This window comes from Rhodococcus sp. WB9 (assembly GCF_007558985.1).
Taxonomy (GTDB): domain Bacteria; phylum Actinomycetota; class Actinomycetes; order Mycobacteriales; family Mycobacteriaceae; genus Rhodococcus_F; species Rhodococcus_F opacus.
Map to the genome: position 1 here is coordinate 2024066 of NZ_CP041769.1, position 25509 is coordinate 2049574.

Here is a 25509-nt window from a genome sequence, read left to right on the forward strand (position 1 = left end):
ATTGAACGAGGGCGGTATCCGAGTATGGTCTCCGATACGGACTCTTCGACACCCATAGGTGTAGTGCCGCTCGGATCGGGTATTTCAAAACTGTGGCTGGGGGGGAATGTAGTGCGCATGCGTGACGATGCCGGTGAGCGCGACGCGCGAGCCTTCCCGCTCTCCCATGCGCAGAAGGGGCTGTGGTTCGCGCAGCAACTCGACCCGACGGTGCCGATCCTGGTTGCCCAATACGTCGAACTACGGGGTCACGTCGACGTCGGCGCACTCAAGTGGGCGTCCGAGCAGGGATCGTTCGATATCGAGTCGCCCGGAATCCGCCTCGTCGAATACGCGGGCGAGCCATTTCAGTTGGCGGACGAGACGATCGAGGACGAACTGGGGTATGTCGATCTACGACTGCACCAGGATCCGGTCGCGGAGGCCCATCGGAGGATGGACGAACGACGGCGCAGGCCTCTGGACGTCTACCGTGACAGGTTGATCTCGGCGGAACTTCTGCACGTAGGCCACGACCACTATTTCCTGACGACGTTCGCGCATCATCTGATTCTCGACGGCTACGGCGCGATGGTTTTGATGAACCGTGTCGCAGAGCTGTACACGCACGCCGTCCAACACACCGAAGCGCCACCGTCGAAGGCGCTTCACCTGCGTCAACTCTACGAAGCGGAGGACGAGTACCCCGCCACCCACAGATTCCAGCTCGACCGCGAGTACTGGGCCGAACGGACCGCTGGTCTCCCCGAACCGGCCCGGCTGACCGACCGGAAGGCCTATCCCGCGGCAGTGTCACTCCTCGAGAGCGGGGTGATGAAAACTGAACTGGCCGACAGTATCGGCGCACTCGCCAGGCGCTGGCATTCGTCGGAGGTGCCGGTCGTGGTGGCGGCCTTCGCCGCATATCTCGCGCGAATGACGGGAAGTGCCGACATCGTCCTGAGTCTGCCGGTCTCGGCGCGGACGACGGCGTCGGCGCGACGGTCGGGCGGCAGCGTGGCGAACGTGGTGCCGCTTCGGATCCGTATCGATCCGCACAGCAGCATCGAGGACGTCGTCCGCCGCGTCCAGCTGGAACTGACCGGGGCCCTCCGGCATCAGCGATACCGCTACGAGGACATCCTTCACGACATGCGGGTGAACTCGGACGGTCGCAGCAGTTTCGGTCCGATGGTGAACATCATGATGTTTCACCAGGAGACCTGGTGGGGTGATGTTCTCGGTGAGTTCACCGTCCTCACTGCAGGACCCGTGGACGACCTCACTCTCGCGATCTACCCGGCGGTAACCGGGCACAGCATTCGTGTCGACTTCGAGGCCAATCCGGCTCTGTACGAGCAGGCCGACCTCGCGCGTCATCACGCGCGTTTCATGTCGTTCCTGACCGAGTTCGTCGGCGCAGCGCCCGCGGGCGAGGTCGGCGACGCGGCAGTGCTGACCAGTGGTGAACACGACTCGCTCGTCCCCGCGAGTGGACCTGCGCCGGCCGCCGCGGTGACTCTGCCGGAGTTGCTCGACGTGACCGGCGACTCGAGCGGCGTGGCCGTTCGCGCCGCAGGAGTCGACACGAGTTACCCCGAACTACACGATCGGTCCAACAGGCTCGCCCGCCGACTGATCGAGCGTGGGATCGGCCCGGAAGACGCCGTCGCGGTCATCGTGCCCGCCTCGCTGGAACAGGTGGTCGCCGTGTGGGCCGTGGCGCGATGCGGGGCCGCCGCCGTTCCGCTGGACCCTCACGTCGACGGGGAACGGATCGAAGATCTGCTCACGGATTCCGGTGCCGTGGCCGTGCTCGCCGTGGACGAGTCCGTCGTGCCTGCCGGCATCGACTGGATCGACGTGGCGGATCTGCCGGGCGATTCGACACCGATCACCGAATCCGACCTCGTTCGACCGCTGTCGCTCGATCACACGGCCTGCGTGGTGCATGGCTCCGCGGACAGAGCCCGTGGGGTGACGATCAGCCACCGGGCTCTGGCCGCGCGCGCCGCCGCGCTCGTTCGCGTCTATCGTGCGGACGACAACTCCCGCATCCTGATGGCAGGGCATCGGTCGTGCGGGCAGTCCCTGCACGCACTCGTCGCCGCGGTGTGCGGCGGGACACTGGTGATCGCACCCTGCGAACTCCGCGGCGGAGAAGAGCTGTCCCGCTTCCTGCGCCGCGAACGTGTGACGCACTGGGCCTCGGGGCCCGCGGCTCCGGCCGCAACCAACCCGACCGGCCTCGAGAGACTCCAGGTGCTCGCTCTCACGGGTCGCGGATACCCGGCCGAACTGGTGTCGCGCTGGGGTTCGGGCCGGACCGTGCTCAATCTGTACGGGCCGGGAGACTCGGGGGTGTGGGCCGCAGCCACGGATGAACGAACGCCCGCGTCGCCCGAGACTCTCGGACGACCGATCGCGGGAGTGTCGGCGGTGGTACTGGACCGGGCTCTGAAGCCGGTGCCGGTCGGCGTCGTCGGCGACCTGTACCTGTCCGGGGCCGGCCTCGGGCGCGGCTACGCGAGCCGACCGGCAGACACGGCAGCCCGATTCGTGGCCAACCCGTTCGATCCCGAATGCGCCTGTATGTATCGGACGGGTGATCTTGCCAGGTGGACGGACGACCACTTGCTCGAATACGTCGAGCCGGCCGAGGACTCGGCGCTGCACGACGGTATCGCGTGGTGGGCGGAGGCGTTGCGCGGTGTGGGTTCCGCAGCGCCCCTGCAGACCGACCTCGCCGGACGCGACAACGGCAACTCGACCGTGCACGAATTCTCGGTCCCGGCCGAGACCTGGAACGGCTGCGTCGAGTTGGCCCGGCACCGCGGGACTTCGCTGTTCGAAGTTCTCCACGGGGCACTGGCGGTGCTGCTCGGGTCCTTCGGCGGCCACAGCGACATCGTCGTCGGTGGGCGGGTGAACCAGGTCGGGTACGGGCACGTCCTTCCCCTGCGCACGACCGTCGACCGGGACCTGTCCTTCGCGACGCTGCTCGAACAGGTTCACGAGTTCGACTCCGCAGCGTTCGAGTACGCCGACGTGCCGTTCGACCCCGACGACGAACTCTTCGGCGGTCGCAGGCCGCAGGTGATCCTGTCCCTTCGCTGCGGTGACGACACAGTCGACCGGGCAATTCCGTCCGACCTCGAGTTCGCATTCGTCGCTGCCGGGGGACGCGGCGCACCGGCAACGCTGGGTGCGACGGTCACATACTCGCAGTCTCTCTTCGACGCCGGGACGGTACGGTCGCTCGCCGAAGCGTTCGTCCCGTTGCTGGTGGCCGTCGTCAGTGACCCGGACGCCGTGATCGGTGAGATCCCACTGCCGGCAGCTGCCGCCATCGAAGGTGAAAGGGCGGCGAAGGCAGGGACTCTCGCCGGCATCCTGACCGCCACCGCGGACGCACATCCCGATGCGCCTGCCCTGACGGACGGCGTCGTGACACTCTCGTACCGAGAGCTCGCGCAGAGGTCCGATGCCCTTGCACACGAACTGGCCGTGCGCGGCGCGAGGCCCGGAACCGTTGTCGCGCTGGCACTACCACGGTCCGTCGACTTCGTGATCGCGCTGTGGGCGGTCGCGAAGACGGGTGCTGCCTTCCTCCCGGTCGATCCGACGCACCCCGCGGAGCGACTCTCGACGGTCCTGGGCGAGGCTGCCGTGCAGGTGGGAATCGGCAGGGATACCGTCGAATCCGAATCGGTCGCGCCGGCCATCTCGTGGCTGACCGTCGCCGACGCAGTGCTCTCCTCGCCCCGCCAGGTGGCGGTACCGGTGCGCCCGGACGACCTGGCGTACGTCATCTATACGTCCGGTTCGACCGGCGCCCCGAAGGGTGTGATGGTGACGCACCGCGGATTGTCCTCGCTGGTCGACGAGGCGGTGCGCAGGTATGACGTAAGCGCGGATTCCCGTGTCCTGCAGGGGTACAACCCCACGTTCGATGCGGCGATGCTGGAGATCCTCTTGGCGTTCGGCTCGGGGGCCTGTCTGGTAGTGGCTCCGGCCGACGTATACGCCGGACCCGACCTGCAGCACGTCCTGACCGATCTCCGCGTCACGCACTACCTGTCGACGCCGGCCGTGCTCGGGTCGCTGGAGTCCTCGAAACTCGACGCTCTCCGGGTCGTCGCAGTCGGAGGCGAGGCGCTGACGGCCGAACTCGCCGCCGAGTGGAGTCGCGGACGGCGGATGCTCAACGCGTACGGGCCGACCGAGTCCACAGTGGTCGCAACCCTCGCCGAGGTCGACGAGCAGGTGACCATCGGTGCCCCCGTTCCCGGCACCATCGCTGTCGTCCTCGACGCACGTCTGCGGCCGGTCCCGGTAGGTGGCGTCGGAGAGTTGTATCTGCGCGGCGCGGGTCTTGCGCGGGGATACGTGGGGGCGTCGCAGCGTACTGCGTCCCGGTTCGTGGCTTCCGGCAACGGTTCTCGCATGTACAGGACGGGGGACCTGGTGCATCGGCGCGCCGACGGGCGACTGTCCTTCGTCGCGCGCGTCGACAGGCAGGTCAAGATTCGCGGGGTCCGGATAGAGCCGAGTGAGATCGACGTCGCGATCGCTCGCGTCGCGGACGTCGAGAGCGCCGTGACGGTGTCACGTCCCAATGCGATCGGCGTCGACGCCCTCGTCTCGTACGTGGTGCCGCGCGGTTCCCTCGACGTCGAGGAGGTCCGTGAATCACTCGCACAGGTCCTGCCGTCCTACCTGGTTCCCACCACGATTGTGGTTCTCGACGCGTTCCCCCTCACCGCTTCGGGGAAGACCGATCTGGATGCGCTCCCGGTGCCGGTGCTGGAATCCCACGAGTTCCGGGCACCGAACTCGGTGGTGGAACAGGTGGTGGCCGGAGTCTTCGCGGAGGTGCTCGGCCTCGAGTCCGTGGGTCTGGGCGACGACTTCTTCGCGCTCGGCGGCAATTCGCTGATCGCAGCGCAAGTGGCGGCCAGGCTGGGTGCGGCCGTCGACGCGCACATTCCGGTGCGGATGCTGTTCGAGTCACCGCGGGTGGAGGCCTTGGCGACGAGAGTCGAAGCCGAGGCCGGAACCGGCCACAGGGTTCCCCTCGTCGCACGGGACCGGCCGGACCGGATTCCGTTGTCACCAGCGCAACAGAGACTGTGGTTCCTCAATCGGGTGGATCCGGAGTCGCCCGTCTACAACCTCCCGCTTGCAGTGCGATTGACCGGCGGACTGGACGTCGACGCGCTCCGGCACGCGGCGCGTGACCTGCTCGGCCGCCACGAATCGCTGCGCACCGTCTTCCCCGCCATCGACGGGGTCCCCGCTCAGGTGGTCCTGCCCGTCGACGAGGTGCATCTCGATCTCACGCCCGTGGAGGTCTCGCAGCGTTCCGTCGACGGAGAGGTGCTTTCGTTCCTGTCGGCAGGCTTCGATGTGACCGTCGACGCTCCGGTCCGTGGACGGCTCCTGAAGGTGGGCGAGCACGAACACGTTCTCGTGATGGCGGTTCATCACATCAGCGCCGACGGCTTCTCTCTCGCGCCCTTGGCGCGTGATGTCGCCACAGCCTACGACGCGCGCGCTCGTGGAGCCGCACCGACGTGGACCGCGCTCCCCGTCCAGTACGCGGATTTCGCTCTGTGGCAGCGTGAGACACTCGGTTCCGGCGACGATCCCCATTCCCGGGCGGCATGGCAGCTGGACTATTGGACGCGTACCCTCGCCGGGGTTCCGGACGTGATCGACCTGCCCACCGACCGGCCCCGCCCGCCCGTGGCCTCGTTCCGGGGTGCGACTGTGCGCCTGAACGTCAGCGCAAGGACCCATCGAAGACTCACTCTGGTTGCGCAGCAGCACAATGCGACGCTCTTCATGGTCGTCCATTCCGCTCTGGCGGTTCTGCTGGCCCGTCTGACGGGGTCCTCGGATGTCGCGCTGGGCACGGCGGTCGCCGGTCGAGGTGAGCGGGAACTCGACGAACTCGTCGGGATGTTCGTCAACACTCTCGTTCTGCGCACCGGGATCGATCTCGACGAGACACTGTCCGACGTGCTCGAACGCGTCCGGGAGACGGACCTCGCTGCACTGGCACATTCCGAGGTGCCGTTCGAGCAACTCGTCGAACGGATGAACCCCCCTCGTTCACAATCCTTTTCGCCGCTGTTTCAAGTAATGCTCGCATTTCAGAACCAGGTGGAGGCCACCTGGCAGTTGCCCGGACTGACGCTGTCTCCGATGGACTTCGACGCAGCCGTCACCAAGTTCGATCTCGACTTCTCCCTGTCCGATCGATACGACGGCGAGGGGAGGGGCGCCGGATTGTCCGGTCGGCTCACCTACGCCACGGATCTGTTCGACGCGACGACAGCCGAGCGAGTGGCTCGGCTGTTCGAGCACTTCCTCGACGTCTTCGCTGCCGACCCCACAAGCAGTGTGGGTGATATCCGCCTCCTCACGGAAACGGAAACGTCCGACATCCTCGTGAAGCCGAACTGCACGGCGGTGGAGATCCGGCCCGAGACGGTGGTCGACCTGTTCGACGTCCAGGTTCGGCGCGCACCCGACGCGATCGCTGTGGTCTTCGAGGGCCAGGTCATGACGTACGCCGAGCTGGACGAGCGCGCGAATCGGTTTGCCCGACTTCTCATCGGCCACGGAATACAGCCCGACACGTTGGCGGCGTTGGCCGTCGAGCGTTCCCTCGAACTGGTCGTGGCGACACTCGCGATTCTGAAGGCCGGTGCCGGATTCGTACCGGTGGACCCGGAGCATCCCGCCGAACGCATCGCCGCCGTGATCGAGGCGTCGGCGCCGATGTTGATGGTGACCACGTCGACAGTCGGGTTGCCGTCGATGCCCGGTGTTCCCCACGTCGAGATCGACACTGCGTACCTGTCTGGATACAGCCCGAACCGGATCTCCGACGCGGACCGGTTGGCGCCACTGCACCCGGACAACGTCGCGTACACGATGTTCACGTCCGGCTCGACGGGCACACCCAAGGGTGTGACGGTGAGTCACCGCGCCATCGTGAACCAGCTGCACTGGCTCCGGAACGAGTATCACGTCACCGCTGACGATCGAGGCATTCTGCGGGCACCGTCCACATTCGACGTGTCCGTCTGGGAGTGCCTGCTACCGCTGTGCGTGGGTGCACAGCTCGTGGTGACGCGTCCCGGGGGGCACCGCGACGTCGACTATCTCGCCTCGGTGATCCGGAATCGTCGAATCACCATGGTGCACTTCGTTCCCTCGGTCCTGGCGGCCTTCCTCGCGGATGGACACGGTGACTGCCTCACGTCCGTGCGCCACGTCTTCGCCGGTGGCGAGGAACTGTCTCCGGCGCTCGCAGCGAATGTCCTGGCGTTCGCGCCCGGTGCGTTCCACAACACGTACGGTCCCACCGAGGCTGCTGTGACGACCACGGCATGTGAGATCGTCGGCAGGCCGGAAGCTCAGGTGCCGATCGGGGGCCCGGTCTGGAACACACAGGTCTTCGTTCTCGACACGCGTCTTCGGCCCGTCCCGGCAGGTGTTGCGGGCGAGCTGTTCCTCGCGGGCGCCCAGCTCGCCCGAGGCTACGTCGGCCGAAGCGACCTCACGGCGGGCCGGTTCGTCGCCAATCCCTTCGGGCCCGACGGAAGCAGGATGTACCGCACTGGCGACCTCGTGAAGTGGGACGGGTCCGGACGACTGGTGCACGTGGGACGCACGGACTTCCAGGTGAAGCTGCGAGGCCTGAGGATCGAGCTCGGTGAGATCGAGACGGTGCTGGAACGCGGGGAAGGGGTGTCCCGAGCAGCGGTAGCCCTCGTCGACGATGCGCGCGCGGGGGAGTACCTCGTCGGTTACGTGCGGGCCGACGGGGAACGAGTGCTGGATCCCGAGCTGATCAAGGCGACGGCGAGGCGCACCCTGCCGTCATACATGGTGCCTACTCGAATCGTCGTGCTCGAGGAGTTTCCACTGGGCCCCAATGGAAAGCTCGACCGCAGGGCGTTGCCGTCGCCGCAGTTCGAGGCCCGTAAGTACCGAGCCCCGGAGACCGCCTCCGAGGTCGCCGTTGCGACGGCGTTCGGCGACGCGCTCGGTATCGACAGGGTCGGTGCCGACGACAACTTCTTCGAGCTGGGTGGCAACTCGCTCCTCGCAGTGAGGGTGCTGAACCGGCTGGGATCCGAGACCGGGGTGGAGGTTCCGCTGCGCACGCTGATGTCGGATCCGACGCCACATTCGATCGCACAGCGCATGGACTCGGGCGAACCCGACGTGGACGAGGCACTCGGCGTCATCCTCCCGATTCGTACGGTCGGCACGCGCCCACCCCTGTTCTGCGTCCATCCCATCATGGGCTTGTCCTGGTGCTATTCGGGTCTGGCCTCGCATCTGCATCCGGAGCACCCGATCTACGGGATTCAGTCGCCCGCCGTCACTGCTTCCGGACCGCCGCCCTCGTCACTCGACGAACTCGCGGCCGGGTATGTCGAGGAGATCCGCCGCATTCAGGCGGAGGGGCCGTATCACCTGCTGGGCTGGTCCCTCGGCGGAGTGCTGGCGCATGCGATGGCCGTCCAACTCCAATCGGTCGGTGAAGAAGTCGCGACTCTGGTCATGCTTGACAGCCGGACGGAGCACCCCGCGTCCGAAGCTCTCCCGGTCGGTGCCGAGGACTTGCTCGCCGGACTGGGTTTCGAGGACTCCCTACCATTCCCCGTCGCGGATCTCACGACCGAAGCCGCGGTGAACCTCCTGGGCAGGCTGGGTGGGCCGCTGTCGGCGATCACCCCGGCCCATCTCCACAGAATGATCGGCGGAGCCGGACGACACCACGAGTTGACGAGGAGTCACGTACCCCGCGTCTTCCACGGCGACGTCCTGTTCTTCGCGGCGGGGCAGGAAGTTTCGGGCCCTACTCGCGCGGTGACGGGCTGGGAGCCCTACGTTGTAGGGAGCATCAGTGAGCACGTCGTCGACAGCGGGCACTGGCACATGACGTCCCAGGCGGCGTTGAAAGTGGTCGGAGCGGTACTACGTGAACGTGAAGTGAAACGGAAAGAGAGGGTGTAAGTGGACATCCAGGACTATGTGCGCATCGTCAAGGAGCGCTGGAAGATCGTTGCGGTCACCGCGGTGGTGGTGACGCTGGGCGCGTTCATTCCGACGCTGTTCACGAAGCCTGTGTATCAGACCTCGACGCTGCTGTACGTCTCGTCCACCCAGCCCCGCCTCGCCACGTACGCCGAGTTGCTGACCGGGAAGAAGCTGGCGCAACGGACGATTGACGAACTCGATCTCGACATGACGCCTGCCCAACTCGTCGCGAACGTGAAAGCGACGCCGGTGCCCGAACTGCTGCTGCACGTGAAGGTTCAGGACACCTCGCCGGAACGGGCACGCGACATCGCCGACACGCTGTCGGAGCAGTTCGTGTCGATGATGGACGAACTGGCGACGACCGACATCGAGGCCGCGGCCGCCAACAAGGAGGCCCAGCCGCCGCAGGTCCTGGCTAGCCCCGATACCGCGGAGTCTGGTTACTCGATCACCATGGAGGATCCCGACCCGAAGCCGGCGCGGGTGTCCATCGAGCAGAACGCGACGGTGCCCACCGAGGCGCTGCCCACGTCGGAGAACCGGAATGTGGTGCTCGGCCTCGCCGTCGGCCTCCTGCTCGGCATCGCGCTCGCGGTGATCCGCGACTGGCTCGACGCGACGGTGAAGGACCGGCGAGCGGTCGAGGGGCAGATCGGTGCTCCGCTGAGCGGAACCATTCCGGACGGTGCAGGATCGTCCGGTCGCGTCGTGGATCTGTCGGATGCGACGTCTCCGGTGGGAGCGGCTCACCGGCAGCTGCGCACCAATCTGCAGTTCGCCGATGCGGCGAACCCTCCGCACGTCATCGTCGTTGCCAGTCCGTCACCGGGCGAGGACTCGGACGTGACTGCGCTCAATCTCGGTGTCGCCCTGGCGGCAGCGGGTCAGAGCGTGTGCATTGTGGAGGCGGACCTCCGGAAACCACTGGTAGCGTCGACGCTGGGAATCCACGGTGCATCCGGTGCAGGACTGAGTTCGGTGCTGCGCGGCGAAGCCGACCTGACGGAGGCAATTCGTACCACGACATACGAGCATCTGTCCCTGCTTCCGTCGGGGCCGCTGCCGGCCAATCCCAGCGAGCTTCTCGGCTCCGCTGCTGCGAGATCCGTCGTGGCTACCCTGCGAGACCGGTTCGACTACGTGGTGTTCGCGGGCGCCCCGCTGCTCCCGGTCACCGATTCCGCGGCCCTGTCCGCGATCTCGGACGGTGCGCTGATCGTGGCCCGATACGGCAAGACGAAGCGTCAGCACCTTGCCGAGGCCGCCGACAACCTGCGCGGCGTCGGCGCGACAATTCTCGGTGGAGTGCTGGTGGGTGCGCGTGAGGTAACCCGCGGTCACGACGCCTACCGCGACTACCTGGAACCGCACCAGGCCGCGACGGCGTAGTCGAGTTCAGGCTCAGCCGCCACGACGCGCGGGTGTCCGGCCGTACGGTTGCCGTACGGCCGGGGTGCTCGGCAGTTCGGGGATCGGCCGCGTCACCGGGAAGGAGTCGAGTGTGAACGGGCTGCCGTGGTGGGCGAGCTGAACCGGTTCGCCGGACAGCAGGCGGTAGGTTGCGGTCTTGGCGCGGATGTCCACGTGGATCTGGCTGCCCCGCACCGTCATCCGGAACGACAGATTGACCAGTTGGGGTGGTATCCGCGGTGCGAAGGAGATGTTGCCGCCGTGATCGCGCATTCCACCGAATCCCGCGACACACGCCATCCATGTTCCGGCGAGTGAGGCGATGTGCAATCCGTTCTCCACGTTGGCGTGGAGGTCGTGGAGATCGGTCAGAGCGGCTTCGGCGAGGTAGTCGTAGGCGAGTTGAAGTTGCCCGACCTCGGCGGCCATCACGGACTGCACGCACGCCGACAGGGAGGAGTCCCGAACCGTCAGTGCCTCGTAATAGGCGAAATTGGCGATCTTCTGTTCGTGGGTGAAGGCGTCGCCCCGAAGGTACATCGCCAGCACGAGGTCGGCCTGCTTCACCACCTGCTTGCGGTAGAGATCGAAGTACGGGTAGTGCAGCAGCAGCGGATAGTGCTCGGGTGGTGTGCCTTCGAAGTCCCACTCGGCGTGGTGCGTGAAGGCGTCGGATTGCTGGTGGACGCCGAGAGCGTCATCGAACGGGATGCGCATGTGCTCGGCGGCATCTCGCCAGAGTGCTGCTTCCTCGTCGTCCACACCGAGCTCGCGCGCCAGGCCGGGGCGTCTCTCGCAGGCGGCCGCCGCGTCGTGCAGATTCTTCTGCGCCATGAGATTGGTGAACACGTTGTTGTCGGCGACGGCGGTGTATTCGTCCGGCCCGGTGACACCGTCGATTCGGAACTCGCCCTGCGCATTGTGATGGCCGAGCGACGTCCATAGCCGGGCGGTCTCCACGAGCAGTTCGACGCCGCATTCGGCTTCGAACTCCTCGTCCCCGGTCGCGGCCAGGTACCGGGATGTTGCCGCGGCGACATCGGCACCCACGTGGAAGGCCGCGGTTCCCGCGGGCCAATAGCCCGAGCATTCTTCGCCGTCGATCGAGCGCCACGGGAACACGGCGCCTGCCTGCCCCAGCTGTACGGCGCGGTTCTTCGCCTTGTCGAGCGTGGAGTGTCGCCAGCGCAGCGCGTCGCGGGCCGAGTCCGGCACCGTGTACGTGAGCAGCGGCAGGACGAAGGTCTCGGTATCCCAGAACGCATGCCCGTCGTATCCGGGCCCGGTCAGACCCTTCGCGGGGATCGCGCGTGACTCACCGCGAGCACCCGCCTGCAGCACGTGGAACAGTGCAAACCGCACCGCCTGCTGAAGTTCCGCGTCGCCGTCGATCTCGACGTCCGCCGTCTCCCAGAACGCGTCGAGGTACTCGCGCTGCCTCTTCAGCAGGGTTTCCCAGCCGGTTTCGAGTGCTCCGGCGAGCGCCCCCTCCACCTGGCCGCGCAGGGCCGGAGTCGACCGCCGCGCGGACCACCCGTACGCCAGGTATTTCGTCACCTTCAGGCGTTCACCCTGGGGGATGTCGACTGCCACGGTGAGGCGGGCCAGATCCTCTTCGGTCTCGATGCTGCACCGCCCGTTGGACGGGTACTCGACCTCGTGGTCCATACCCGCGGCCATCCGTAGTCCCGACGCCCTCGTGTGATGGGCGAGCACAGCCTTGAAGTCGTGGGCGGCAGCGAAATCGGAGACGAGCGGACTGTCCAGGGCGGCAGCTACTCTGGGGTCGTCCGTGCGGGCCGGGATGTGTTCGTTGGCGAGCAGATCCGATTGCAGGACGAGTTCGATGTCGCCGTCGAGTGGCTCGACCTCGTAGTGGATGGCGGCGACCGCGCGGGAGGTGAACGACACGAGCCGTTCCGAATGGATGCGGACCCGGCGTCCGGTCGGTGACGTCCACTCGGTGGTGCGGCGCAGGGTGCCCGAGCGGAAGTCCAGCACCCGCTCGTGCGCGGGTGCGCTGCCGTACCGCATGTCCATGGGCTCGTCTTCCACGAGCAGGCGGATGATGCTGCCGTCGGTCACGTTGACGACCGTCTGTCCGTCCTCGGGGTAGCCGTAGCCCGCCTCCGCATACGGCAGGGGGCGTTGCTCGTAGAACCCGTTGAGGTAGGTGCCGGGGAGGCCGCGTGGTTCACCCTCCTCGAACGTGCCACGAATTCCGATGTGTCCGTTGGACAGTGCGAAGGTGGATTCGGTGGCGTGCAGTGCCTCCAGATCCAGTCCGCGCCAGCGCAGCTGCCACGGCGAGATCTCGTAGCCCTTGTCGTCCATGCTCACCTTTCCAGGAGTTCGGCCAGGTCGTTCACCACCACGTCGGCGCCGTGCTCCCGTAACGCCTCGGCCTGATCGTTCCGATTCACCCCGACGACGTAACCGAATTCGCCTGCCCGCCCTGATTCCACTCCGGAGAGGGCGTCCTCGAACACGGCCGCCTGATCGGGATGCACGTTGAGGGCGCGGGCGGCCGCGAGGAACGAATCCGGCGCGGGTTTACCGCGGAGACCCTGCTCGCTGATCACCACCCCGTCGATGCGGACGTGGACGTAGCGGCTGAGATCGGCCGCGTCGAGGACGGCCTTGCCGTTCGCGGACGACGTGACCACGGCGATCTTCAGGCCGGCGTCGTACGCCGCGCTGATGTAGCGGACCGAACCGGGGTAGGGGCTGACGCCTTCCTCTTCGATGACTTTCAGCAGCAGCCGGTTCTTGCTGTTCCCGACACCGTTCACGGTCTCCGCGCCGGGCGGATCGTCCGGCGACCCCTCCGGCAACGTGATGCTGCGGGACGTGAGAAAGGTCCGGACCCCGTCGGCGCGGGGGCGTCCGTCGACGTAGTCGTAGTAGTCCTGGTCGGTGAACGGCCGGAAGTTCGCGCCCTCGCGATGCTTCAGGAACTCGTCGAACGTGCGTTTCCACGCCTTCCGGTGCAGCACCGCCGTTCCCGTGAGCACACCGTCGAGATCGAACAAGCAGGCCGAGATCGCATCAGGCAGTCCCATCACCTCCCCGACGGTACCGCCGTCGACGGCGGTTTCGCTGAGGCGCGCGCAAATCCCGCACCCGATCGGACCGGAATCAGGTCGTTGACTTCCAGCCGGCGGCGGTCGAATACTGAGAGTTCCCATTGACTGTTGCGGAGTGCACCGTGAGCATCGAGGAACCGGTCCCGTCGGAGCACGTGAAATCCCTCGCCGTTCGCGCGATGGAGATCGTGGCGAACGGAAGCCGCGCTGATTTCGATTCCGTCGTCCACTCGGGCGCAGTCAACCGGGAGAGCGCGACGGAACCCCCGCGGACGCGAGGGCGCGGGCCCGACGCGTTCTACGCTTCCGCCGTGTGGCTGCGTTCCGCCTTCACCGAGCTGCGGTTCGACGTCGAGCATGTCGTGGTCGAGGGCGACCTCGCTGTCGTCCACACGATCATGAAGGGCAGGCACGTCGGACCCTTCGTTGTCTACGACGAGCAGGGATCGATCGACCAGGTGTTCGCGCCCACGGGGCGATCGTTCGCGGTCGAGCAGTCGCACTGGTTGCGCGTCGAAGACGGCCGCGTCATCGAGCATTGGGCCACCCGGGACGACCTCGGTCAGGCGGTCCAGCTGGGCTGGGTGCCGCCGACGCCGCTGTCGATGGTCCGCAATGCCTGGGCCAAGCGTGCGGCGCGCAGGAACGCGCAGAGCTGATTCGCCGTTCGTGTCGGAAGGGTGACGATTCCACGCAAAGACGCCAAAACGTACCAAACGGACCGTATGTTCCGTTCGATCGATAGATACTCGAACGAAGGAGACGGTCTTGAAACGCTCGGTGGTTATCGCGGCAAGTTGTGCGCTCCTGACGCTGTCGGCCTGCGGGTCCGACAGCGAACCGACGCCGACATCCGAAACGGCTGGCTCGACCACAAAGGCGACACCCGCCGCAGCCACGACCACTCCGCCGACATCGGAGCTCGCACCGCCGCCTGTCGAACCCGAGTCGAACGGAGGCGGCGGCGGTTCGTCGGAGACCGGGCAGGGCGGTTCCGGCGGGGGTGGGCAGGCTCCGGTCGCAAGTCAGCAACAGGTGCCGGTGGTACCGCCGCCTGCAGTGGTTCCGCCGCCGGTCGAGCAGCCCGCCGCATCCGAGCCGCCACCTGTTGTCGAAGAGGAACCGCCGGTGGCCGAGGAGGAGCCTCCCGTCGAGGAGACCGAGCCGCCGGTCGAGGGAGAAGATCCCGAGGCCGAGGGCGAGGATCCGCCGGGAAACGAGGAACAGATACCCGAGAATCCCTGATGCACTCCGCCTGTGCGGGCACAGTCACTCGGTCAGTTCGTTGACGCGATCCGCGAGCAGCGCGCAGTAGGTCCGGTCGGTGCCCGGGGCGAGCCGCACCCGGTAACTGGTGTGGTCGCCACGGAACAGGTAACCGTTCACGTCGTCGATGGCCTCGGAGTACTGCTGCCACACTGTCCAGGGTCGCCACCAGTTCAGGATCACCGCCTGCCACCGGCGGGTGCGGAGCCGATCGACGAGGTCCGACACCCACGCCCTCGGGTCGGCGAGTGAGAAGGCCGCCGACTGGTCCACGAACGTGCGCAGAGGCGAGTTGCCCGGGCAGCAGCAGATGGCGTCCAGCGGGTCCGCGATCTGCCACACGGGCATCCCCGTGATCGGGCGTTGTCCCGCGATTCCCCAGCCCGGCAGGTCCGGAGACGCCGGCCGCAGCGGATCGGCGATCAGACCGGCCCCGCGAACGTCCAGGGCGGGGTGCAGGCCCCGCCCCACCTCGGCTGCCACGTTGCCGGCGAGTGCAGAACCTCCCGAGTAGCCGAGCAGAACAACGGGATTCGGGTCCTCCGCGATCATCCGCAACAAGAGCGTGCGTCCTTCGGACAGCGCCCTGTCGAACGCTGAACCACCCGGATCGGGCACCGGTCCGTAACTTGCCTCCCACGGAACCTGCTTGACGACGAACCGTGCGGGATCCAGCAGTTGCGTGGTGTTGGTGAGCATGTTGACGCCCCGATCCTCACCGATGCCGCGGCAGCACAGAACGGTGATCATGCAACCTCCCACGTGAGTGCCGATGTGTGCCCGAGCACACTTTCCCACTCACGTGCGGGGGCGTCCCCTGATCGGGGGAGTCGAGATTCATCCGATGCACGGCCTGATCGGCGGACAGACGTGGGCGCCGGGGCGGGAGAGAGTTGTCTCGTACAGGGATCAGCCGTTCACGTGGACAGGAACCTTTGTCATGTCACCCATCTCCAGCATCGAGGTTGCCCGAGCCCGTCGGTCTCGCCGTGTGTTGTTCGTCGGCAATCCCACCCGCTACAACGATGTGTCGCAGTGGGCGATGGTCCGGCAATGGGTGGCGCTCCACGGGCTGGAACCGATCCGTGAACTCGAGGGAGACGTGCTCTGCGTCATCGTCACCGAGGACATTCTGGACGGGCGTTGTTCGCCGAAGGAATCGGCCGCCGTTCAGCACGCCCGTGCGCTCGGCGTGCCGTGCATCAGCGTCCACGACACAACTTTGATCTGGCAGGTCACCGCTCGCGTGCGGTCACGGATACGCGAGTCGGCGGTCGTACCTGCGGGAGTGCATCGCGACGGCGCGTGAGCCGAGAGCAGCGTAGTCGCGGGTGAAGTGGTGGTTCAGAGCCGCTTGTGGAGGAGGCGTCGAGGGCGCTTCGGCCTCGGGTCCCACGATCCAGCTTGGCGGAACCCCCAGATCGCGATTCCGAGTGCGACCGCCGACAGCAGGTCGGACACGGTCAAACCGTGTGAAGAGTTGAGTGCCCACAGGACGTCGCCCTCGAGCGGTCCGTTGCCGAACAGCCATAGAGCCGCGGCCGCGACGGTGGCTGCGGCGGACGCGCGGGAGGGGCGTGCAAGGCACAGTGTGGTCGCCGCAAACAACAGGTTCATGAACACGAGTGGATAGAAGGGCAGCGCCATCCCGTCATTCTTCCAAGCTGCAGCGGGAACGCACCCGGTGGGGCGCGGTCATGCGACCGTTCGGTCGGGCGGGTCGTTCTTTCTTGTCGCGTCTTCCCTGGCGGGCAGTTCGCGCAGGTCTTTCTGCCGTATCGCTCTCCCGATGAGGATCGCGAGCGGCACCGACAGTGCCACCCACACCAGCGCGACCCAGGCTATCCACCACACACATCGAGTATGCCCGCCCCTGGACGCTTGCCCAAGGGCGCCGCGGTCCGAGGGGACTGGTCGGTAGCACAAACTCGCAAAAATTACCTGGTTATCGCTGGTTTGCCCTGCCAAGTTCGGGGCACCCCCTTCGGTAGGGATTGGTTCTCTTTTCAAGGAGGTGGGTGATGACGACACCAGGTATGTCGATCGAGAGACACCCTGATATCGCCGAGTTGCGGGCTCGCTACGACCGAGTCTCGGAACAGCCGATGACGCAGGTCACCGAGGGCCTGATGTTCATGGCGGGCCTCTACATGGCGGCGTCACCGTGGATTGTCGGGTTCGCGAGCCAGTCGGGCCTGGCGATGTGCAACCTGTTGTCGGGTGTTGCGGTGGCACTGCTTGCCGTCGGCTTCACGTCGGCCTACTCACGCACGCACGGCATGGCGTTCGTCGCGCCGCTGCTGGGTCTGTGGATGATCGTCAGCCCGTGGCTGGTCGTCGGAGTAACCACCACGGCGGGAATGATCTGGTCGAACGTGATCTGCGGCATCGTCGTCTGTCTGCTGGGTCTCGGTATCACCGCCATGGGCATGGCGGACGGCGGAATGCGGATGAGGAGGAGGTAGTCGCGGCGCGTGCCTTCATGGGGATGGGGCACGAGTCACAGGAGCGCCCGCCGATTCGGTGGGCGCTTCGTTGTTTGCCTAATTCTGTTTGAGAAACGCGTCGTGCTCCTGGTGGGCGCGCTTGATGAGGTCCATGAGTGCGGTTTCTTCGCGGACCATCTTCTTGAACTTCGGGTCGAGCTTCTTGAGCTGTTCCTCCTCGCCCCGCAATTTGTCGTACATGCGTTCGCGCTCGGCCAGGTCGGCGGTGTAGTCGAGGTCGAGGTAGTTGATCGCGTGCCGCCGGGCACCGGCGATGGCGGATTGTGCCCTGCCCTTCTTGCTGGTGAGCGACGCGATCACGGTGATGACGAGGATGCCGATGATGACGGCCAGCGACGCGAACGTGCTGATCTCGATGACGTTCACCGGTTCGCCGTCGTTGACGAACGGCAGGTTGTTCTCGTGCAGCGCGTGCAGGATCAGCTTGACCCCGATGAACGCGAGGATCGCGGACAGTCCGTACGACAGGTAGATGAGGCGGTCGAGGAGACCGTCGAGCAGGAAGTACAGCTGCCGCAGACCCATCAGCGAGAACACGGTGGCCGTGAAGACGACGAAGACGTTCTGGGTGAGACCGAAGATCGCGGGAATGGAGTCGAGCGCGAACAGGATGTCGGTGCCGCCGATCGCAACCATCACCAGCAGCATCGGCGTCATCGCCCGCTTGCCGTTCTCGATGGTGAAGAGTTTGTCGCCGTCGTAGTGCTCGGTGGTGTGCATGAACTTCTTCGCGATCCGGATGATGAAGTTGTCGGCCGAGTGCGAATCCTCGGTCTCTGGTCGCAGCATGTTGCCGGCGGTGATCAGCAGGATCAGGCCGAAGAAGTAGAACACCCACGCGAACGAGTTGATCAGCGCGGCACCGAGGAAGATGAACGCGGTCCGGGCGAAGATCGAGAACACGATGCCGAACAGCAGGACCTTCTGCTGGTCTTCGCGCGGGACCCGGAAGCTGGACATGATGATGAGGAAGACGAAGAGGTTGTCGACGGACAGCGCCTTCTCCGTGACGTAGCCGGCGAAGTACTCCGAGCCCATGTCGACGCCGCCGAAGATCAGGACCGCGACTCCGAAGAGCAACGCGAGTCCGACGTAGATCGACGACCAGATCGCCGCTTCCCTCAGCGTCGGGATGTGCGCGTGGCGGACGTGGAAGAAGTAGTCGAACGCGAGCAGCGCGACGATCACGATGATCGTCACAATCCAGGCGAACGGAGTCACATGCATCGTCTCTGCCTTTCAGCCGAAGCGAACGCGCCTGTTCGTCAGCGTAGTCGCGCACAGGGCGGGACTCGGCAGAACCGCCGCGGTCGCCGGGACGGCACACGCGCTGCCGTCCCGGCGACCGGGCTCATCCTCGGTCGCCGAACACCGTCCGGTGCCAGTCCTTCCTGGCGGTTCCGGTGATGTCGGACATGACGTGCTTGACGTTGGTGTATTCGTCGAGCGAGTACGTCGACATGTCCTTGCCGTAACCGGACGCCTTGTACCCGCCGTGGGGCATCTCGCTGATGATCGGGATGTGGTCGTTGATCCAGACACAGCCCGCGGCGATGTCGCGGGAGGCGGTTTGAGCCCGGTACAGGTCCCGTGTCCACGCGGACGCCGCCAGCCCGAAGTCGGTGTCGTTGGCGAGCGCGATTCCGTCCGTATCGTTTTCGAACGGCAGGACGACGAGAACCGGGCCGAAGATCTCCCGCTGCACGATCTCACTCGACTGGTCGGCACCCACGACGAGCGTCGGCTCGTAGTAGAAGCCGGATGCGAGGTCGCCCCCGGGGACGGATCCGCCGCGGACGATCTTCGCCCCGGTGCCGCGGGCACGATCGATGAATCCGGCGACGTGCTGCTGCTGTCGCCGCGACACCAACGGCCCCATGTCGGTACCGGGATCGGACGGGTCGCCCAGGCGGACGGTATCCATGAGCGAGGCCACCCCGGCGACGAAGTCGTCGTACAGCGGACGCTGCACGTAGGCGCGGGTGGCCGCGGTGCAGTCCTGGCCCGAGTTGATGAGGGCACCGGCGACGGCTCCGTTGATCGCCGCCTCGAGATCGGCGTCGTCGAACACCACGAACGGTGCCTTTCCGCCCAGTTCCAGGTGAAGTCGCTTGCCTGCCGCGGCGGCCGCGATCTGCCGTCCCACGGGCGTCGATCCGGTGAAACTCACCATGCTCACGTCCCGATGCGACACCAGCGACGACCCGGTCGTCACGCCGCGGCCGGTGATCACGTTGACGACGCCGTCCGGCATGCCGGCACGGGACGCGGCCTCCGCGAACAGCAGCGACGTCAGGGGAGTGATCTCCGCCGGTTTGAGCACGATCGTGTTGCCGGCGGCGACCGCGGGCAGGATCTTCCACGCCGCCATCTGCAGCGGATAGTTCCACGGCGCGATCGAGCCGATCACCCCGACCGGTTCACGGCGGATGGTGGACGTGTGGTCGGGGGAATACTCGCCCGACGCCTTGCCCTCCAGGTTGCGGGCCGCGCCGGCGAAGAACGACACGTTGTCGATCGACCCGGGAACGTCGAACTCGGTCGACAGCTTGATGGGCTTGCCCGTCTGCCGGGTTTCGGTGCGCGCGATGTCGTCGGACATCTCCGTGAGCTCGGCAGCCCATCGAGTGAGGACCGCGGAACGCTCGCCCGGGCTCGTTGTCGACCATTCCGCGTAGGCGGTCTTCGCGGTGGCGACCGCGTCGTCGACGTCGTCCACCGACGCCTCGGTGCGGGAGGAGATCACCTCGCCTGTAACCGGATCGAGCACCTCGTACCGCTCGGCTGCCCGGCCGTCCCGGTAGCGGCCGCCGACGTACAGCCCCGGAAGGTCCTGGTGGTTCACAGCAGGGTCCAGGCTTCGGTGAGGACGCTGCGCAGGATGCGTTCGATCTCGTCGAATTCGGCCTGCCCGCAGGTCAGCGGCGGGGCGAGCTGGATGACCGGGTCGCCGCGGTCGTCGGCCCGGCAGTACAGGCCTGCGTCGAACAGGGCGGTGGAGAGGAACCCGTGCAGGATCCGTTCGGCTTCGTCGTCGGTGAACGACTCCTTCGTGGTCTTGTCCTTGACCAGCTCGATGCCGTAGAAGAAGCCCTCTCCGCGCACGTCCCCGACCATCGGCAGGTCGGTGAGCTTGTCGAGAGTGGCCCGGAAAGCCGGCGCCTGCTCGGCGACGTGGGCGTTGAGGCCCTCGCGTTCGAAGATGTCCAGGTTCGCCAACGCCACCGCCGCCGAGACGGGGTGCCCGCCGAAGGTGTAGCCGTGCGCGAACATCGACGTCCCGTCGGCGAACGGTTCGAACAACCGGTCCGAGGCGATCATCGCCCCGATCGGGGAGTACCCGGAGGTCATCCCCTTGGCGCAGGTGATGATGTCGGGCACGTACCCGAAGTCGTCGCACGCGAACATCGACCCGATCCGGCCGAACGCGCAGATCACCTCGTCCGAGACCAGCAGCACGTCGTACTCGTCGCAGATCTGCCGGACCCGCTCGAAGTAGCCGGGCGGGGGCGGGAAGCAGCCGCCGGCGTTCTGCACCGGTTCGAGGAAGACGGCGGCGACGGTGTCGGGGCCCTCGAATTCGATGGCCTCGGCGATCCGGTCGGCGGCCCAGATCCCGAAGGCCTTCGGGTCGGAGCCGAGGGGGTCGGGGGCCCGGTAGATGTTGGTGTTGGGGACCCGGAACGCGCCGGGGGTGAGCGGTTCGAACGGGGCCTTCAGCGCGGGGATGCCGGTGATGGCGAGGGCCCCCTGCGGGGTGCCGTGGTAGGCGATGGAGCGGGAGATGACCTTGTGTTTGCCGGGTTTGCCGACCTTCTTAAAGTATTGCTTGGCCAGTTTCCAGGCGCTTTCGACGGCCTCGCCGCCGCCGGTGGTGAAGAAGACCCGGTTCAATTCGCCGGGGGCGTAGCCGGCGAGGCGTTCGGCGAGTTCGATCGCCGGTGGGGTGGCGTAGGACCACAGCGGGAAGAACGCGAGTTGTTCGGCCTGTTTGGCGGCGGCCTCGGCGAGCTCGATCCGGCCGTGACCGGCCTGGACGACGAACAACCCGGACAGCCCGTCGAGGTAGCTCTTGCCGGCCGCGTCCCAGATCCGGGCGCCCTCACCGCGGGTGATGATCGGCGGGGTGATGTTCTGCCCGTGCCGGGAGAAATGCCCCCACAGGTGGCGGCGGGCGGCAGCTTCGAGTTGCGGCGTGGTAGGCGAAGTGTTGGTAACCGTGGTCATCGGGTTCCCCAATCATATTGCTGTTTGACAAGTTTCAGGTACACCATCGTCTCGGTGCCGAGCACACCGGGAATAGTGCGAATTTCTTTGTTGAGCACGGTCAGGAGGTGGTCGTCGTTCTCGCACACGATCTCGGCCAGAATGTCGTAGGCGCCTGCCGTCAACACGACGTAGTCGATGGCGTCGACGTCGGCGAGCCGGGCGGCGATGTCGGTGACATCCCCGGAGCAGCGGATTCCGACCATGGCCTGACGTGAGAATCCCACTTGAACGGGGTCGGTGACCGCGACGATCTGCGTGACGCCGGTGTCGATCAGTTTCTGCACGCGTTGGCGTACAGCTGCTTCCGACAATCCGACGACCTTGCCGATGGCCGAGTACGACCGTCGTCCATCCTCCTGAAGTTGCTCGATGATCTGCTTGGACACGGGATCGAGAGAGGCAGGCTGCTCAGACATGGTCGAATCCTCCCTTGGTCGTCGTGTCGAAGACAATCGGCTCGGACATTTCGGAACTATCGCCTCTTCCTTGTGACGTGGGTACTCACGATTCGGGCACCTTCACTTCGGTGTCGGCGGTGAGGGTGCGTCCGCGGAAGAAGTTCCGGGAGCCGGTCGCGAAACACAGCAGCATCAGGGGGATTCCGACGACCAGCATTCCGACGCCGAGAACGAACACGCCCCCGAACGGGCCGAACGCGGTGAATCCGTAGTCGGGACGCAGCATGTCGACGGCGCTCTGCACGAAGGCCCACGTCATGCAGAGGGCACCGAGCAGCGGAAAGATGCCGCGCATGAACAGGTTACGTGCCGAGTCGAGGAGGGTGCGACGGAAGTACCAGACGCACGCGTAGGCGGTGATGCCGTAGTAGAAGGCGACCGCGAGTCCGAGCGACGCCACCGAATCCTGCAGGGCGTTGGCGCTGGCGAACGACAGGACCAGGTAGAACAGGAGCGCCGACGCTCCCATGACCAGGGTCCCGAAACCGGGGGTCATGTACCGGGGGTGCACGGTGGAGAATTTTCGCGGCAGTGCCTCGTAGACCGCCATCGACAATGTTCCGCGGGCCGTCGGCAGGATGGTGGTCTGGGTCGAGGAGAGCGCGGAGATCGAGACGGTCAGCAGCAGCAGCGAGGCGGCGACCGGCCCGGCGACCGGCCCGCCCAGCGTGGTCAGCACGTCGTCGACGTTCTCGGGGTTGTTCAGTCCGATCCCGGTGTCCCCGAACCCGGCGAACGACTGGACCGCGTATCCGACGAGGACGTACGTGGCGACGAGAATGACCGTGGTCAAGACCGCGGCACGGCCGGGCGTCCGCTCCGAATCCTTCGTTTCCTCACCGACTGCCAGGCAGGCATCCCACCCCCAGTAGATGAAGATGCACAGGATGATGGCCTGTGCGGCACTGGACATCGAGACGCCGGTGGGAATGATCCAGTCGAGTTTCGGCGTGATCGCCTGTGGGCCGGCGGTGCCGCCGAACACCTTAGACAGTGCGATGACGCTGACCCCGATGAGGACGGTGAACTGGACGGCGATCAGGATATTCTGCAGCCGTTCGCTGATGAGGATGCCGCGAAAGCTGACGTAGGTCATGGCGGCGATGAAGAAACACCCCAGCAGAACCTTCGCGGCGAGCGACTCGGCTGCCGCGTGTAACCCGAGAACCTCGAACAGGTAGATCGCCGCAATCTCCGCGGTGTTGGCGAGGACGATGATTGCGGACACGGCGAGTCCCCACCCCGCCATCCACCCGATCCACGGACCGAACGCCTTGGTACCCCAGGTGAACGAGGTCCCGCAGTCCGGGGTGTCCCGATTGAGCTCGCGGTAGGCGAACGCCGTGAGCAACATCGGGATGAACGCGACGAGGAACATCGACGGTGCCTTGTCGCCGACGGCCAGAACGACGTATCCCAGCGTCGCGGCGAGGCTGTAGGCGGGTGCGACCGACGACAGCCCGATCACCGTGTTGCCGATCAATCCCAGTGCGCCGCTGTTGAGGCCCTTCGCGGTGCCGAGCGGGTTCTGGGTCTTCGAGGGCTGGGTCTTCAAGGGTGGAGGTTCGGCAATGCTCATCAAGTCTCCCTCGAGGTGTGCGGGTGCGGGCAGACGTGCCCGTGCAGGTGTAGTACAGGGGTGCAGTGGTTTTCGCGGCTATGTTGCCGGTGCGGCGATGAAGATTTTCCGCAGCGTGTCGCGCACGATCCAGCGGGTCTTCTGGCCGGACCGCACGTGGACGACGCTCCCGGGACCGAGCTCGAGATCGGGGGTGCCGTCGTCGAACTGCACTGTCGCGTCGCCGCTGAGCACGACGAACACCTCGTCGATCTCGACGTCGCACGAGATGCTGGGCTCGATTTCCCAGATGCCGACGGTGGCGCCGGCGAAGTCGCCGAGCACCCGTTCGCCGACCATCGGGGCCGGTCCGCGGACCACCTGATCGTCGGGCAGGCGGTGATAGGTGAGGTCAGAGGTTTGAGCCTCGGTGTGCGGTCCGGATTGCCAGGCGACGACCCCGGTCACGAGTCGAAGCCCAATCCGACGGCGTCGAGAGCCTTGAGGAAGACGTTCCGTCGGCCGTCCCTGTGGTCGGCGCGGTCGAGCGACCACCGGGTGGCGTTGATGCCGGCCGCCGCCAACGGTTCGGGCGGGAAGGGGAGGGGCATGTCCTGCACCATCTTCAGTTCCGTCAGCGCCGTCGTCTCGCCGGACACCTTGTCGAGCATGACGTTCGCCGCGAAGCGGGATGCGCCGACACCGAGACCGGTGAAACCGGCCGCGTATGCGATCCGCCCCTTCGCCGCGGAACCGAAGAACGAGCAGAAGCGGGTCGACGTGTCGATGACGCCGCCCCACCGGTGGGTGAATTCGAGGCCCTCGAGCTGGGGGAACGTCGTGAAGAAGTGGTTCGCGAGCCGGGTGTGGGATTCGGGACGGTTCTCGAGGTCGTGCCGCATGCCGCGACCGAAGTGGTAGATCGCGTCGTATCCGCCCCACAGGATTCTGTTGTCCCGGGTGAGCCGGTAGTAGTGGAACTGGTTCGACATGTCGGCGATGCCCTGTCGCGCGGACCATCCGACCTCCGCGAGCTGTGCGTCGGAGAGCGGTTCGGTCATGAGCACGTAGTCGTACACCGGAACCGTGTGCAGCCGGTACCGCTTCAGCAGGGACGGAAAGGCATTGGTTGCCAGGATCACTCGTCCGGCAGACAGGGTCGCGGACGCCGTCCGCACGCCGACGCGGGCCGACGACCGGGAGCGGTCGAGGCCGAGCGCCTTCGTGTGCTCGAAGATGTCGACGCCGTGCTCCGCGCAGGCCCGGCCGAGTTCGGCGGCGAGCTTGGCCGGATGCACCAGCGCGGTGGACTGCTTGTCCCACACGCCGGCCAGATACGTGGGCGAGTTCACCTGCGCCCGCATCGCGGGGCCGTCGAGCACCGTGGTGGTAGCGCTCGGCGGCGTGTCGAACACGTCCTTCGCCTGGTAATCGGCGATCGCGACCGAGATCGCGCCGTTTCGTTCGAAATCGCAGTCCAACCCCAGAGTGTGAACGGTCTTCTCGATGGCGTCGAGGTTCTCGAGCCCGAGCGCCTCGAGGGCGTCGATCTCCCCCGGCCAGCGTCGTCGTCCGTTCTCGCTGCCGTGGGTCAGGCTGGCTTCGACGAACCCGCCGTTGCGACCGGATGCGGCCCATCCGATGGTCTCGCCCTCCACGAGCGCGACGGACATGTCGGGGTGGCGCTGTTTCGCGAGGAGCGCACTCCAGAGTCCGGTGTATCCGCCGCCGACGACCACCAGGTCGTACGCGGCGTCGGCCGAGGCGGCCGGGTAGGTGGGTGTGTCGGCGACGTCCTCGATCCAGAACGGTGCCAACCGGGTGCGCCGGAGCGCATGGTCGACGACCTTCGCGTTCGGTTGATTCTTCTCGAACACTGTCTGCAGCATGGAGCACCTTTGTTGGTG

The 25509-nt window shown here is 66.4% G+C and carries 18 protein-coding genes; 6 read left to right on the top strand and 12 right to left on the bottom strand.

Annotation, left to right across the window (positions count from 1 at the left end; all coding sequences use genetic code 11):
* Positions 1-117: 117 nt before the first annotated feature.
* Together FND50_RS09425 and FND50_RS09430 are read left to right on the top strand one after the other, a co-directional pair.
* Complete coding sequence (locus FND50_RS09425; RefSeq protein WP_144285559.1) at positions 118-9021, top strand: non-ribosomal peptide synthetase; 8904 nt, start codon at positions 118-120, stop codon at positions 9019-9021.
* Positions 9022-10437: a polysaccharide biosynthesis tyrosine autokinase gene (locus FND50_RS09430; RefSeq protein ID WP_144285560.1), complete on the top strand. Its 1416-nt coding sequence runs from the start codon at positions 9022-9024 to the stop codon at positions 10435-10437. It abuts the gene before it with no gap.
* Positions 10438-10449: 12 nt separating this feature from the next.
* Here FND50_RS09430 and FND50_RS09435 read toward each other — a convergent pair whose 3' ends face one another.
* Both FND50_RS09435 and FND50_RS09440 read right to left on the bottom strand, forming a co-directional pair.
* The gene (locus FND50_RS09435) at positions 10450-12792 is read right to left on the bottom strand and encodes a glycoside hydrolase family 65 protein (RefSeq protein WP_144285561.1); all 2343 of its coding nucleotides are present in this window, start codon (positions 12790-12792) and stop codon (positions 10450-10452) included.
* 2 nt (positions 12793-12794) lie between these two features.
* Complete coding sequence (locus FND50_RS09440; protein WP_144289016.1) at positions 12795-13520, bottom strand: HAD family phosphatase; 726 nt, start codon at positions 13518-13520, stop codon at positions 12795-12797.
* 146 nt (positions 13521-13666) lie between these two features.
* On the opposite strand from FND50_RS09440, the gene FND50_RS09445 reads away from it, so the two are divergent.
* Complete coding sequence (locus tag FND50_RS09445) at positions 13667-14203, top strand: ester cyclase (protein WP_144285562.1); 537 nt, start codon at positions 13667-13669, stop codon at positions 14201-14203.
* 109 nt (positions 14204-14312) lie between these two features.
* Positions 14313-14789, top strand: a complete 477-nt coding sequence (locus FND50_RS09450) for a chromosome condensation regulator RCC1 (protein WP_186301260.1) — start codon at positions 14313-14315, stop codon at positions 14787-14789.
* A gap of 24 nt (positions 14790-14813) precedes the next feature.
* Here FND50_RS09450 and FND50_RS09455 read toward each other — a convergent pair whose 3' ends face one another.
* Positions 14814-15560: an alpha/beta fold hydrolase gene (locus tag FND50_RS09455; RefSeq protein ID WP_144285563.1), complete on the bottom strand. Its 747-nt coding sequence runs from the start codon at positions 15558-15560 to the stop codon at positions 14814-14816.
* Positions 15561-15750: 190 nt separating this feature from the next.
* Here FND50_RS09455 and FND50_RS09460 point away from each other — a divergent pair, with 190 nt between their 5' ends.
* A complete protein-coding gene (locus tag FND50_RS09460; RefSeq protein ID WP_061043939.1) occupies positions 15751-16119 on the top strand; it encodes a hypothetical protein in 369 nt (122 codons plus the stop codon).
* A 35-nt stretch (positions 16120-16154) separates the two neighbouring features.
* Here the strand turns inward: FND50_RS09460 and FND50_RS09465 are convergent, their stop codons facing one another.
* Together FND50_RS09465 and FND50_RS36045 are read right to left on the bottom strand one after the other, a co-directional pair.
* Entirely contained in the window at positions 16155-16457 is a 303-nt protein-coding gene (locus FND50_RS09465) for a hypothetical protein (protein ID WP_144285564.1), read from the bottom strand.
* Between the two features lie 48 nt (positions 16458-16505).
* The gene (locus tag FND50_RS36045) at positions 16506-16664 is read right to left on the bottom strand and encodes a hypothetical protein (protein WP_005238188.1); all 159 of its coding nucleotides are present in this window, start codon (positions 16662-16664) and stop codon (positions 16506-16508) included.
* Between the two features lie 167 nt (positions 16665-16831).
* Here FND50_RS36045 and FND50_RS09470 point away from each other — a divergent pair, with 167 nt between their 5' ends.
* Positions 16832-17275: an SPW repeat protein gene (locus FND50_RS09470; RefSeq protein WP_011597573.1), complete on the top strand. Its 444-nt coding sequence runs from the start codon at positions 16832-16834 to the stop codon at positions 17273-17275.
* 78 nt (positions 17276-17353) lie between these two features.
* Here the strand turns inward: FND50_RS09470 and FND50_RS09475 are convergent, their stop codons facing one another.
* The 7 genes from FND50_RS09475 to FND50_RS09505 all read right to left on the bottom strand — a co-directional run bounded on the left by FND50_RS09475 (position 17354) and on the right by FND50_RS09505 (position 25491).
* Positions 17354-18544: a TerC family protein gene (locus FND50_RS09475; protein ID WP_144285565.1), complete on the bottom strand. Its 1191-nt coding sequence runs from the start codon at positions 18542-18544 to the stop codon at positions 17354-17356.
* A 124-nt stretch (positions 18545-18668) separates the two neighbouring features.
* Entirely contained in the window at positions 18669-20162 is a 1494-nt protein-coding gene (locus FND50_RS09480; protein ID WP_144285566.1) for a gamma-aminobutyraldehyde dehydrogenase, read from the bottom strand.
* Entirely contained in the window at positions 20159-21544 is a 1386-nt protein-coding gene (locus FND50_RS09485) for an aspartate aminotransferase family protein (protein WP_144285567.1), read from the bottom strand. The genes FND50_RS09480 and FND50_RS09485 overlap by 4 nt, the downstream gene beginning before the upstream one ends.
* The gene (locus tag FND50_RS09490) at positions 21541-22002 is read right to left on the bottom strand and encodes an Lrp/AsnC family transcriptional regulator (protein ID WP_005264039.1); all 462 of its coding nucleotides are present in this window, start codon (positions 22000-22002) and stop codon (positions 21541-21543) included. The genes FND50_RS09485 and FND50_RS09490 overlap by 4 nt, the downstream gene beginning before the upstream one ends.
* An 85-nt stretch (positions 22003-22087) precedes the next feature.
* On the bottom strand, positions 22088-23623 hold the full coding sequence (locus FND50_RS09495; RefSeq protein ID WP_144285568.1) for an APC family permease: 1536 nt from the start codon (positions 23621-23623) through the stop codon (positions 22088-22090).
* 78 nt (positions 23624-23701) lie between these two features.
* The gene (locus FND50_RS09500; protein WP_144285569.1) at positions 23702-24070 is read right to left on the bottom strand and encodes a cupin domain-containing protein; all 369 of its coding nucleotides are present in this window, start codon (positions 24068-24070) and stop codon (positions 23702-23704) included.
* On the bottom strand, positions 24067-25491 hold the full coding sequence (locus FND50_RS09505) for an FAD-binding oxidoreductase (protein WP_144285570.1): 1425 nt from the start codon (positions 25489-25491) through the stop codon (positions 24067-24069). The genes FND50_RS09500 and FND50_RS09505 overlap by 4 nt, the downstream gene beginning before the upstream one ends.
* Positions 25492-25509: the final 18 nt, after the last annotated feature.

Excerpts from the sequence above, each read along its gene's own strand:
- FND50_RS09460 (WP_061043939.1), top strand. The coding sequence starts at position 15,751 with ATGTCACCCATCTCCAGCATCGAGGTTGCCCGAGCCCGTCGGTCTCGC.
- FND50_RS09455 (WP_144285563.1), bottom strand. The coding sequence starts at position 15,560 with ATGATCACCGTTCTGTGCTGCCGCGGCATCGGTGAGGATCGGGGCGTC.
- FND50_RS09505 (WP_144285570.1), bottom strand. The coding sequence starts at position 25,491 with ATGCTGCAGACAGTGTTCGAGAAGAATCAACCGAACGCGAAGGTCGTC.
- FND50_RS09485 (WP_144285567.1), bottom strand. The coding sequence starts at position 21,544 with ATGACCACGGTTACCAACACTTCGCCTACCACGCCGCAACTCGAAGCT.
- FND50_RS09495 (WP_144285568.1), bottom strand. The coding sequence starts at position 23,623 with ATGAGCATTGCCGAACCTCCACCCTTGAAGACCCAGCCCTCGAAGACC.
- FND50_RS09425 (WP_144285559.1), top strand. The coding sequence starts at position 118 with ATGCGTGACGATGCCGGTGAGCGCGACGCGCGAGCCTTCCCGCTCTCC.
- FND50_RS09490 (WP_005264039.1), bottom strand. The coding sequence starts at position 22,002 with ATGTCTGAGCAGCCTGCCTCTCTCGATCCCGTGTCCAAGCAGATCATC.
- FND50_RS09440 (WP_144289016.1), bottom strand. The coding sequence starts at position 13,520 with ATGGGACTGCCTGATGCGATCTCGGCCTGCTTGTTCGATCTCGACGGT.
- FND50_RS09475 (WP_144285565.1), bottom strand. The coding sequence starts at position 18,544 with ATGCATGTGACTCCGTTCGCCTGGATTGTGACGATCATCGTGATCGTC.
- FND50_RS09435 (WP_144285561.1), bottom strand. The coding sequence starts at position 12,792 with ATGGACGACAAGGGCTACGAGATCTCGCCGTGGCAGCTGCGCTGGCGC.
- FND50_RS09470 (WP_011597573.1), top strand. The coding sequence starts at position 16,832 with ATGACGACACCAGGTATGTCGATCGAGAGACACCCTGATATCGCCGAG.
- FND50_RS09465 (WP_144285564.1), bottom strand. The coding sequence starts at position 16,457 with ATGGCGCTGCCCTTCTATCCACTCGTGTTCATGAACCTGTTGTTTGCG.